The sequence below is a fragment of the Bacillus suaedaesalsae genome (assembly GCF_016890225.1).
Lineage (GTDB): Bacteria > Bacillota > Bacilli > Bacillales > SA4 > Bacillus_BS > Bacillus_BS suaedaesalsae.
The window spans coordinates 82,588-92,934 of the sequence record NZ_JAFELM010000035.1 but is presented as its reverse complement, the minus strand read 5'-3'; the positions used below and the strand labels follow the sequence as shown (position 1 = coordinate 92,934).

Annotated in this window: 13 protein-coding genes and 1 tRNA gene; 11 read left to right on the top strand and 3 right to left on the bottom strand. The window is 37.7% G+C overall.

Annotation, left to right across the window (positions count from 1 at the left end; translation table 11 throughout):
• Positions 1–235: 235 nt before the first annotated feature.
• Positions 236–307 (bottom strand) — tRNA-Asn (locus tag JR050_RS14420).
• A 129-nt stretch (positions 308–436) separates the two neighbouring features.
• A complete protein-coding gene (gene sspO / locus JR050_RS14415; protein WP_149219840.1) occupies positions 437–586 on the bottom strand; it encodes a small acid-soluble spore protein SspO in 150 nt (49 codons plus the stop codon).
• Between the two features lie 244 nt (positions 587–830).
• Here sspO and acnA point away from each other — a divergent pair, with 244 nt between their 5' ends.
• The 8 genes from acnA (at position 831) to JR050_RS14375 (ending at position 8,261) form a co-directional block, all read left to right on the top strand.
• Complete coding sequence (gene acnA / locus JR050_RS14410) at positions 831–3,545, top strand: aconitate hydratase AcnA (protein ID WP_346726758.1); 2,715 nt, start codon at positions 831–833, stop codon at positions 3,543–3,545.
• Between the two features lie 139 nt (positions 3,546–3,684).
• Positions 3,685–4,263, top strand: coding sequence for a TlpA family protein disulfide reductase (locus tag JR050_RS14405; RefSeq protein WP_239454413.1), 579 nt, complete (start codon positions 3,685–3,687; stop codon positions 4,261–4,263).
• A gap of 154 nt (positions 4,264–4,417) precedes the next feature.
• Positions 4,418–4,549: an FbpB family small basic protein gene (locus JR050_RS14400; protein WP_204204200.1), complete on the top strand. Its 132-nt coding sequence runs from the start codon at positions 4,418–4,420 to the stop codon at positions 4,547–4,549.
• Between the two features lie 90 nt (positions 4,550–4,639).
• Positions 4,640–4,783, top strand: a complete 144-nt coding sequence (locus tag JR050_RS14395; protein ID WP_149219844.1) for an acid-soluble spore protein N — start codon at positions 4,640–4,642, stop codon at positions 4,781–4,783.
• Positions 4,784–4,910: 127 nt separating this feature from the next.
• Complete coding sequence (gene tlp / locus JR050_RS14390) at positions 4,911–5,141, top strand: small acid-soluble spore protein Tlp (RefSeq protein WP_204204199.1); 231 nt, start codon at positions 4,911–4,913, stop codon at positions 5,139–5,141.
• A 77-nt stretch (positions 5,142–5,218) separates the two neighbouring features.
• Positions 5,219–7,513 (top strand): AAA family ATPase, encoded by a 2,295-nt coding sequence (locus tag JR050_RS14385; protein ID WP_204204198.1) that lies wholly within the window; start codon positions 5,219–5,221, stop codon positions 7,511–7,513.
• Positions 7,514–7,524: 11 nt separating this feature from the next.
• Entirely contained in the window at positions 7,525–7,953 is a 429-nt protein-coding gene (locus JR050_RS14380) for an acyl-CoA thioesterase (RefSeq protein WP_204204197.1), read from the top strand.
• Complete coding sequence (locus JR050_RS14375; protein WP_204204196.1) at positions 7,953–8,261, top strand: hypothetical protein; 309 nt, start codon at positions 7,953–7,955, stop codon at positions 8,259–8,261. Before JR050_RS14380 ends, JR050_RS14375 begins: the two co-directional genes overlap by 1 nt.
• Before the next feature lie 172 nt (positions 8,262–8,433).
• On the opposite strand, the gene JR050_RS14370 is transcribed toward JR050_RS14375, so the two are convergent.
• Positions 8,434–8,724, bottom strand: a complete 291-nt coding sequence (locus JR050_RS14370; protein WP_204204195.1) for a HesB/YadR/YfhF family protein — start codon at positions 8,722–8,724, stop codon at positions 8,434–8,436.
• 82 nt (positions 8,725–8,806) lie between these two features.
• Here JR050_RS14370 and JR050_RS14365 point away from each other — a divergent pair, with 82 nt between their 5' ends.
• The 3 genes from JR050_RS14365 (at position 8,807) to JR050_RS14355 (ending at position 10,347) form a co-directional block, all read left to right on the top strand.
• On the top strand, positions 8,807–9,274 hold the full coding sequence (locus JR050_RS14365; RefSeq protein WP_204204194.1) for an NUDIX hydrolase: 468 nt from the start codon (positions 8,807–8,809) through the stop codon (positions 9,272–9,274).
• Positions 9,275–9,349: 75 nt separating this feature from the next.
• Positions 9,350–9,898 carry an RNA polymerase sigma factor gene (locus tag JR050_RS14360; RefSeq protein ID WP_204204193.1) on the top strand — a complete coding sequence of 183 codons (549 nt, stop codon included), beginning with the start codon at positions 9,350–9,352 and terminating at the stop codon, positions 9,896–9,898.
• Complete coding sequence (locus tag JR050_RS14355) at positions 9,895–10,347, top strand: anti-sigma factor (protein ID WP_204204192.1); 453 nt, start codon at positions 9,895–9,897, stop codon at positions 10,345–10,347. The genes JR050_RS14360 and JR050_RS14355 overlap by 4 nt, the downstream gene beginning before the upstream one ends.

Below are 10,347 nucleotides of genomic sequence, written 5' to 3'. Positions count from 1 at the left end.
CAGTACGTGAGGATCTGAACGAATGAAGCTGACGAAGAGATTCGCCGCTCATTTTTGTCCGAACCCGAACACGGAAGTTAAGCTCGAGCGCCGATTGTAGTTGGGACGCAAGTCCCTGTGAGAGTAGGGCGTTGCCAAGCAATAAAACAAGAGTAGCCGTCTATGTGCTACTCTTGTTTTGTATGTTTAGATGAATATTTATGTTTGTATAATTGTTTTTCGGAAATAGAAAAGGCTCCACCAGTAGGATTCGAACCTACGACCCTTCGGTTAACAGCCGAATGCTCTACCGCTGAGCTATGGTGGAATGAATTAGAGTAAACAATTTATGTTGTTAATGATAGTATGATACATAAACTTCCTATTATTCATGTTTTAGTAAAAAAATAAGATAATTAACAGAGGTTAGAGGCATGCTCTAACCTCAATGTTATTTTTATTGGTTTTTCTTTCGCTTTTTATTGTTTTGACGTTGTTCAGCCGTTAGTGGTTCATTTGAAAATTCTTCATTATAACCAGCGCCGATTCCTTGTGCTTTCGCAGCATTTGCCCCAGGTATGACATGATTTGCTTTACGCTTAGCCATTTTTTCTTCACCTCCACTTATATATTGAGTCAGGAATGAAGAAAATATGTTTTGAAAGAAAATTCGACAAGTGCCTGGCACCGATTTCTTTTCATAAGTAAATCTTATTAGAAACAATAACTTTCTTGTTATTTACTTATATATGTACTTGTATTAAGATTATAACGTAGGATCAATGTCTGGCGAATGTTGTAGAAAGCTGGTTATCGATATCCTGTCATCAAGAACAAAAGGGGGAGTACTCGTGGCAACTAACGATGTATTCAAAGCACGTTCATCCTTTGAGGTGAATGGCAAGAAGTACAACTATTATAATTTAAAAGCCCTTGAAGAAGCAGGTCTTGGAAACGTTTCACGTCTTCCATACTCAATTAAAGTTTTACTTGAGTCTGTACTTCGTCAATATGACGGACGTGTAATTACAAAAGAACACGTTGAGAATTTAGTGAAGTGGGGAACTGACGAACTGAAGGAAGTAGATGTTCCATTTAAACCTTCTCGTGTTATCCTTCAAGACTTCACTGGGGTACCAGCTGTTGTTGACCTAGCATCTTTAAGAAAAGCAATGGCTGATTTAGGTGGAGATCCACAAAAGATTAACCCTGAAAAGCCAGTTGATCTAGTTATCGACCACTCTGTACAAGTAGACAGAGCAGGTACGGCTGATGCACTTGCTTACAATATGGATTTGGAATTTGAGCGTAACGCTGAGCGTTATAAATTCTTAAGTTGGGCTAAAAAAGCATTTGATAACTACCGTGCAGTACCACCAGCAACCGGTATCGTTCACCAAGTTAACTTAGAATACTTAGCAGACGTTGTTATCGCTAATGAAGGCGAAAACGGTGAATTTGAAGCTTTCCCAGATTCACTAGTAGGAACTGACTCACATACGACTATGATCAACGGTATCGGTGTATTAGGTTGGGGTGTAGGTGGTATTGAGGCAGAAGCAGGTATGCTTGGTCAACCTTCTTACTTCCCAGTACCGGAAGTTATCGGTGTTAAATTAGTTGGCGAACTTCCTAACGGAACTACTGCTACTGACTTAGCATTAAAGGTAACTCAAGTATTACGTCAAAAAGGTGTAGTTAACAAGTTTGTAGAATTCTTCGGTCCAGGAGTATCTGTACTTCCATTAGCTGACCGTGCAACAATCGCAAACATGGCACCTGAATACGGAGCTACTTGTGGATTCTTCCCAGTTGATAGTGAAGCTCTAGAATACATGCGTCTAACTGGACGTAGTGAAGAGCTTATCAGCTTAGTTGAAGAATATTCAAAAGCAAACGGTTTATTCTTCACTCCTGATAGCGAAGATCCAATCTTCACTGACATTGTGGAAATTGACCTTTCTGAAATTGAAGCGAACCTGTCTGGTCCTAAGCGTCCACAAGACTTAATTCCGCTTTCTAATATGAAGGAGTCTTTCACAAAAGCTCTAACTGCTCCTGCTGGAAACCAAGGATTTGGTTTAAAGCCTGAAGAAGTAAACAAGGAAATCACTGTAAAGTTTAACAACGGCGTAGAAACAACAATGAAAACTGGTAGCGTAGCAATTGCTGCAATTACAAGCTGTACGAACACATCTAACCCATATGTTCTTATTGCAGCTGGTTTAGTTGCAAAGAAGGCTGTTGAAAAAGGACTTACAGTTCCTAAATATGTAAAAACTTCATTAGCTCCTGGTTCAAAGGTTGTTACAGGATACCTTGAGAATTCTGGATTATTAACTTACCTAGAGCAACTTGGATTCAACACAGTAGGTTATGGATGTACAACATGTATCGGTAACTCTGGTCCATTAGCTGACGAAATTGAAAAAGCTGTAGCTGAGAACGATCTTCTTGTAACATCTGTACTTTCTGGTAACCGTAATTTCGAAGGGCGTATCCACCCACTAGTAAAAGGTAACTACCTTGCATCACCACCACTTGTAGTGGCATATGCGCTAGCTGGTACAGTTGATATTGACCTACAAAACGAAGTAATCGGTACTGACAAAGATGGAAATGATGTACGTTTTGCTGATATTTGGCCATCAACTGCTGAAATCAATGAGCTTGTTAAGAGCACAGTTACTCCTGAACTATTCCGTAAAGAATATGAAACTGTATTTGATGATAACGAGCGTTGGAACCAAATTGAAACAACTGATGAAGCTTTATATCAATGGGATGAGGATTCAACATATATCCAAAACCCTCCATTCTTTGAAGGCCTATCTCCAGAACCAGGTGAAGTTGAACCGCTTACTGGACTACGTGTAGTTGGTAAGTTTGGTGATTCCGTAACAACTGACCACATTTCACCTGCAGGATCTATCGGTAAAGATACTCCTGCTGGAAAGTACCTACAAGAAAATGGCGTTTCACCGCGTGATTTTAACTCATACGGATCACGTCGTGGTAATGACCGTGTAATGACAAGAGGTACGTTTGCAAACATTCGTATCAAAAACCAAATCGCTCCAGGTACAGAAGGTGGATATACTACTTACTGGCCAACTGGTGAAGTAATGTCTATCTATGATGCTTGTATGAACTACAAGCAAGATGGTGTGGGTCTTGTTGTTTTAGCTGGTCATGACTATGGAATGGGATCTTCACGTGACTGGGCAGCAAAAGGAACAAACCTTTTAGGAATTAAGACTGTAATCGCTCAAAGCTTTGAACGTATCCACCGTAGTAACCTAGTGTTAATGGGTGTTCTTCCACTTCAATTCAAAGATGGAGAAGGCGCAGAATCTCTAGGATTAACTGGTAAGGAAACAATCGAAGTACACATTAACGAAACTGTTAAACCACGTGATCTTGTTAAAGTTACGGCAACTGACGAAGTTGGAAACAAGAAAGAATTCGAAGTTCTTGTTCGTTTTGACAGTGAAGTAGAAGTTGACTACTACCGTCATGGTGGTATCCTACAAATGGTATTACGTGATAAACTAAAAGAAAACTAAAAATAGTTTGGAGAACTGCACCTTGTGTGCAGTTCTTTTTAGTGTGTTGGAGATTACTTTTGGTGGGTAAGTTAGGGACTTGTATGGTAAAATGAAAGTTGCATTTATTTGATCCATACAACGTGAAAGGATGGAAGTAATGAAAAAGCTCATCGCCATCTTAATTCTAGCAGGCCTTATTGGTTATACAATTTACACACAAATTCAAGCGAAAAATAGTGAACAAATAACTGAAACACCTGGAGAGACCAATCCATATAATCCAGGAGAGAAAGTTGGAGAAGCACTAACAGAAGGACCATTACTACAGAAAGCTGCACCTGATTTTGAATTGTTAACATTAAACGGTGATACAGTTAAATTATCCGATTTTAAAGGGAAGAAGGTCTTCATCAATTTTTGGGCAACGTGGTGTCCTCCATGCCGTGATGAGATGCCAGAAATAGAGGAGTTTTCTCATTCGAATGAAGATGTTGTCGTGCTGGCAATCAACTTACGAAATACAGAACGAAGCGATGAAAATGTGCAAAAGTATATACAAGAAGGCAATTACACATTTAATGTACTGTTAGACAAAAAGGGTGAAGTCGCAAATCAATACAAAGTTTTAACCTTACCGACTACTTTTTTTGTAAACACTAACGGTATTATCCAATATAAATTCGTCGGTCCCTTAACGATTGATAAAATGAACGACATAACAGCAAAATTAAAATAGCTTTAACACATTAAAGGAGTGGGGGACAGGCCCCCACTCCTTTAATGTGTTAAAGTGGAATTGTGTTATATTAAATTTTCAAAAAAATGTCATAATTCCTTCTACTTTTGGGAAAGATAAAGAATACCATGATAGAGAAGGAAGGTGACCTTTAATGAGAAAATTTAAGAAGCGCTCATTTCAGGAGTTAATATTAGAAAATAAACGACAACTTTTGAATGACAAGGAAGCACTTGAAAAAATTGAGGATCGTTTAGTGCAAAAGCATTTAGATAAAGCTGAATAATACATAAGAGGAAGCGGGTAAACCTACCAGCTTCCTTTTTACATAGTAGGAGCACTTGAAGTAAATATTAGCTTTAAAGGGGGGATAGAAATGGGAAACCCAAAAAAGCATAGCCAACACTTTCGTCCTGATCATCCAGGAACACAACCTAGAGGATATGGCGGAAATAAAGGCAAGAAATATCAAGATACATCAGGTGAGCACGCACAAGTTATACAAACTAAAGGTGAGTGAAATAAAGATTTTTCGACAAGTGCCTGGCACTTGTCATTTTTTTTGCCAATTAATTATTCCTACATAATCGTTTTTCAATTTAGAAAAACTAGTTCTGTAAGTGATTACTTCTCAAGGAGGAATGGTTATGGCACAACATCGTTCAAATCCCGATGATCGTAGTGATAATGTAGAGAAGCTTCAGGAAATGATCCATAATACAATCGATAATATGGAGGCAGCTGAGGCGACATTAGAGTTTTCTAATGGTAAGGATCGTGCAGATGTTGAGGCGAAGAATGAGCGCCGTCGTGATGCTCTTGATGCACTTCGTAATGAAGTGAAAGACGAAGCGCAATATAATGGAAGTGGCGAGTAAAGAAAATGACCAAGCTATGCTTGGTCATTTTCTTTCGTTTCTAATTTGAAAAATGCTATGATAGTGATGGTGATATTATGGAAAATAGACAAAAGCAAATCTCAGTTGATTTAAACAATAGAATAACTGAGTGGAAGTTAAGCATTGATACAATTGGATACATAAAAAATGAAGGTGAAGTTATTTCAACGTTGAAGCTGATTCAAAATCAAGATAATCATCTAGAGGCAACATTACTTGGTTTATTAGTACGTTCAAGGCTTCGCCGTATACATACGTTAGATGACTTATCATTAACATGGATAGAAAGAGCTCGGCAGTTAGATTCTCTAAATGAACAATTGGAACACTTAGATGCCTCTATTATTTCAATCTCATTTTCTCGGCTTTTTGAGGGATTAACGTTTCCTGCAATCCGAGAAACAGACAACCGCACTTCAAAAAAGAAGCTTGCTGAAGAGTACATTGAACAGTGCAAAAGATTTCTAGAGCAATTTGATGTAGAACGTGAGAAAGTTGAACGCATAGCACAGACCAAATTAAAGTATAACCCAATAGATTTATTAGATGATCTATATCAAGAAGTAAAGAATTTACTTGTGGCATCTGAAGAATACTCAGAATCCATTAGTGGGGTTTTTCATACTTCGGTGTACTTAGATGATATAAAAAAGGCTTTAGATCGAATCGAAGAGTTAAAAAGAAAGGTATCTTTAGAAGAGAAAACAGTCCAACACGCTGAGACAAACAGCCTTCAAGAGCTAAAAGAAATGATTGGATTAGATGCTGTAAAACAACGTATTCACCGTCATTATCACTACTTGCAATATCAAAATAAGCGAAAAGACTTAGGCTTTGTCATGAAGGATGAACCAAGCTTACATATGATTTTAACGGGCAATCCCGGAACAGGTAAAACAACTCTTGCTAGACTTCTTGCTAAAATTTATTATGAGCTTAACATACTACCGAAAGCAGAAGTAGTAGAAGTAGACCGTTCTCACATCGTTGGTTCATTTATGGGTCAGACTGAAGAAAATATTAAAGGCTTAATAAAGCGGGCAGTTGGTGGAATCTTGTTCATTGACGAAGCTTATAGCCTAAAACGTGAAGGACAAACAGGAAATGATTATGGACAAACGGCAATTGATACGCTTGTCTCTGCCATGACAAGTGGCGAATTTGCCGGGAAGTTTGCTGTCATATTAGCTGGTTACCCTGAAGAAATGAGACAGTTTCTATGGTCAAATCCAGGTCTTAGAAGTCGATTCCCTGAAAGTAATCATATTCAACTACCTGATTACTCAAGTGAAGAATTACTTGAAATTGCAAAAAAGGTTGCTTTAGATAACGATTATGTCATTGCTGATGATGCGCTAATTGAACTTGAAAATCGAATTGAAAAAGAAAAAGTTGATGAGAGCTTTGGAAATGCTAGGACGGTGAAAAATATTATCCTTGATTCTATTTTCCAAAAAGGTGCAACAACCAAGGTAGATCTCGCAGATCCGTTTGACTATACCATCTTGGAAAAGGAAGATTTAATTGTACATGATTCGGAGAAACAAATCTCCTCTGAAGAAAAGCTGGAAGATTTAATCGGGCTAGAAACGATAAAAGAAGAACTACGGAAAATCCAGCATTTTGTTCAAGTACAGCAAGTTCGAAGAGATAAAGGCTTAAAGCCAGTACCAGTTCAATTGCATGCTGTATTTAGTGGCAATCCCGGTACAGGTAAATCAACTGTGGCCCATCTCTATGCGGGGATTTTAAAAGAATGTGGGCTGTTAAAACGTGGACATGTGGTAGTCGCTTCTAGAGCTGATCTAGTCGCGAGCTATGTTGGACAAACCGCGATTAAGACGAAAAAGAAAATCCGTGAAGCACTTGGTGGTGTCTTATTCATAGATGAAGCATATTCCTTATTATCTTCGTCCCAAACCGATTTCGGAAAAGAAGTAATCGATACGCTAGTCGATGAAATGACAAAGCATGAGGATCGGTTAGTAGTGATTCTGGCAGGCTATTCAAACGAAATGAAGCAGTTACTATCAAGCAATCTAGGCTTACGTTCACGATTCAAGAAGTTCTTCCATTTCACCGATTATCACCCAGGGGAAATAGTAGAAATTTTGCAGAAACGTGTGAAACAATATGACTATCAACTCTCAACATCTGCAATTAAATTATTACATGAATATTTAAAAACAAAGACTATAGAAGGTAATGCAAGGTTTGCGGTAAATCTAGTTGATGAAGTCTTACAAGTTCAGGCTGCCAGGATAATGGAGCAAACCGATTTATCTGAAGAAGAGTTTTCACTAATAAATGAACAAGATATAGAAGAAGTGTTGAGAAACGATACGAAATAGGGGATGAGAAAATGATTGTATCTACGAGGGAGATTGAAGTTCGTTATGCAGAAACAGACCAAATGGGTGTGGTGTATCACGCCAATTATTTAGTGTGGATGGAGTTAGGAAGAACTGCACTCATACAAGATTTAGGATTTAAATATGCTCAGCTAGAAAAAGACGGAATAGTATCACCCGTAATCGACTTGCAAATTGCATACAAAAAGCCACTTAGATACGGAGAAACAGGAACGATTAAAACGTGGATAGCAGAGTACGATGGTTTTCGTTCCATTTATGAATACGAAATTACAACTCCAACAGGAGAGGTTGCAGCTACAGGGAAATCAACTCATGTATGTGTTAAGAAGGATTCATTCCGTCCAATTCCTTTTCGAAAAATGTATCCAGACTGGCATGAAGCATATATGAATGCGATGAAAAAGGGAGAAGAGTAGTGGCATTTGGTATTAAAAGAAAAGAGTTAAATGATTGGAAGGAAAAAGTAAAAGAAGGCAACGAGGTTGTCTTTATTACTCATTACTGGCTACATCCGCGGTTTCCGGAAATTAAAACGGTAACAAAAGCGGGATGTGCTAACCACAAGGTGTTGGAACAATGGGGACAAAAATATGGACTCAAGTCAGAGTGGATTCATAAACGCGAACAGTATCCACACTTTGATTTAATTGGGGACATGCAGGTGGAAATTCTTTTAAAAGAAGGAATGCAAGATCAAGTTGAACGGTTTTCACTCCAAAAATAAAGGCTCTTTTCGTAAAGATAGTTGCTACTAATAAAATCCGGGAATCATTAATAGGTCAATTACATGTAAGATTTTTTATTACTTGGACGAAAAGATGACATACCTTAATACTTGTTCGAAAAACAAAAATCTAGTCGATAACAACTAAAATATAAAGCCGCTTGCGAAGCGGCTATTTTTTTACATAATCAAATTCTGGCTCTAAATATTTCTCATTATACTTTACATTTAACTCATGCCCATCGAGATACCACAAGTCTTTTTCTTCAATGTAAAAAGTGACACCGTCTGATTCAGTAACAGCCCCTGGCTCAATCGGTTTTTCATTACTAACACCAAGAGAGAATCCAGACACAATACCAGTTCCTCCATAACGTACAAAAAATCGAACATAATCACCTTGCTTTAAGTTCATTTCATCTATGTACCATTTCGCAGCATTTTCATTTATCGTAAGCTTCATGTTGTTCTCCTTCCGTACGTTCATACTGTTATTATAGTAAATCAAACAACTGTGCACAAATTTTATAAACTAGGAGTTAACGATGCAGATCAATTATACTATTTGCTTTATTAAAAAAAATAACCAACTTCTTATGCTTTATCGAACGAAAAATCCAAATCAACATAAATGGAACGGAGTAGGTGGGAAAATTGAAAAGGGTGAGGATATTAGACTGTCCATTATACGGGAAACGCTGGAAGAAACTGGCCTTTCTATTAGGAACCCAATCTATAAAGGAATTGTAAGCTGGAATCAAAGTGGTGGAATGCATGTCTTTTTTGCCACTCAATTTTCAGGAGAATTGAGCGCTTCTGTTGAAGGTCCTTTAGAGTGGAAAGAAATTAGTTGGGTTAAGAATTCTAATGATGTCGTATCGAATATTCCTATATTTATAGATCATATCCTATCAAGCGATGGACCAGTTGAATACTCTTTTCAATACGATGAAAAAGGTAACATAGTGAGCCATAAAGTTTTGAAATTATATGAAACATTAGCGAACTTATAATTTTTTTATTTTTTTTTGAAGGGTTAATGAAAACTCTGGCGTCTAACTTGTTGTAAGGAAGAAAGGAGGGAGTACATGAGTACCGATGAACAGTTAGTTCGGGAAGTTATAACTGGTAATGCTGAGTGTTTTAGGGAAATTGTCTCCCGTTACGAATCAAAAGTTTTTTCTGTAGCCTTTAAAGTCGCGCGAAACCAAAAAGATGCAGAGGATATTGCTCAAGATGTATTTGTAAAGGTGTATCATTCACTACATCTCTTCAAAGGTGAATCTAGTTTTTCAACTTGGATATACCGAGTGACCATGAATAAATCGCTAGATTGGAAGAGAAAGCAAGAACGTAGTGTCTCAAAAGATGTAGGGATGGTGGATGATCAGCTGAAAGATCACTACGACACACCCGAGCAACAGCTACTAAAACAATATGACAGAGATTTGATAAAACAATCGATAAAACAACTTCCTGAAAAATATCAAATCGTTCTAGAATTATATTATTTTGAAGAGTGTAGCTACAAAGATATTTCTGACCGGTTAGACATCGCTGTTAAGACGGTCGAGACCCGGCTTTATCGTGCGAAGGGATTAGTTAGGGAGCATTTAATGAAAGGAGGAATAGGATGAGACATGTACAAGAGGACGTATTAATTAGTTATTCAATAGGTGATCTTCCATTTTCAAAAATGGAAGAGCTGGAATTACATCTAGAAAATTGTGAAGTGTGCAATAAAAAGTATGAAGAACTGATTGAGTTAACAGCCGAATGGGATGAACCATCTATGATTCCTTCAGAAGACTTCGTACATCATGTGATGGAGCATATCCCATCTGAAATGAAGCAACAGAAAGGATTGCAGAGCCGTCACATTTGGACGAATTACCTGCTTTCAGCAGCAGCAACTTTCCTTTTCGTAAATGCAGGACTGTTTACAGAATTCAAGACAATATCCTATCAATTTATTTACGGTGTTGGCCAGTTTTCAGACCAGCTGGAGACAATGACAACGACTAGTTTAGATTTACTGCAAGGATTGAACGTGGACTATATTTTACAATTATGGAACAAGGAGTGA

Bases quoted from the DNA above. Each gene is read 5' to 3' on its own strand.
- sspO (WP_149219840.1), bottom strand. From the start codon at position 586: ATGGCTAAGCGTAAAGCAAATCATGTCATACCTGGGGCAAATGCTGCG.
- JR050_RS14405 (WP_239454413.1), top strand. From the start codon at position 3,685: ATGAAAAAGCTCATCGCCATCTTAATTCTAGCAGGCCTTATTGGTTAT.
- JR050_RS14400 (WP_204204200.1), top strand. From the start codon at position 4,418: ATGAGAAAATTTAAGAAGCGCTCATTTCAGGAGTTAATATTAGAAAAT.
- JR050_RS14395 (WP_149219844.1), top strand. From the start codon at position 4,640: ATGGGAAACCCAAAAAAGCATAGCCAACACTTTCGTCCTGATCATCCA.
- tlp (WP_204204199.1), top strand. From the start codon at position 4,911: ATGGCACAACATCGTTCAAATCCCGATGATCGTAGTGATAATGTAGAG.
- JR050_RS14385 (WP_204204198.1), top strand. From the start codon at position 5,219: ATGGAAAATAGACAAAAGCAAATCTCAGTTGATTTAAACAATAGAATA.
- JR050_RS14380 (WP_204204197.1), top strand. From the start codon at position 7,525: ATGATTGTATCTACGAGGGAGATTGAAGTTCGTTATGCAGAAACAGAC.
- JR050_RS14370 (WP_204204195.1), bottom strand. From the start codon at position 8,724: ATGAAGCTTACGATAAATGAAAATGCTGCGAAATGGTACATAGATGAA.
- JR050_RS14365 (WP_204204194.1), top strand. From the start codon at position 8,807: ATGCAGATCAATTATACTATTTGCTTTATTAAAAAAAATAACCAACTT.
- JR050_RS14360 (WP_204204193.1), top strand. From the start codon at position 9,350: ATGAGTACCGATGAACAGTTAGTTCGGGAAGTTATAACTGGTAATGCT.
- JR050_RS14355 (WP_204204192.1), top strand. From the start codon at position 9,895: ATGAGACATGTACAAGAGGACGTATTAATTAGTTATTCAATAGGTGAT.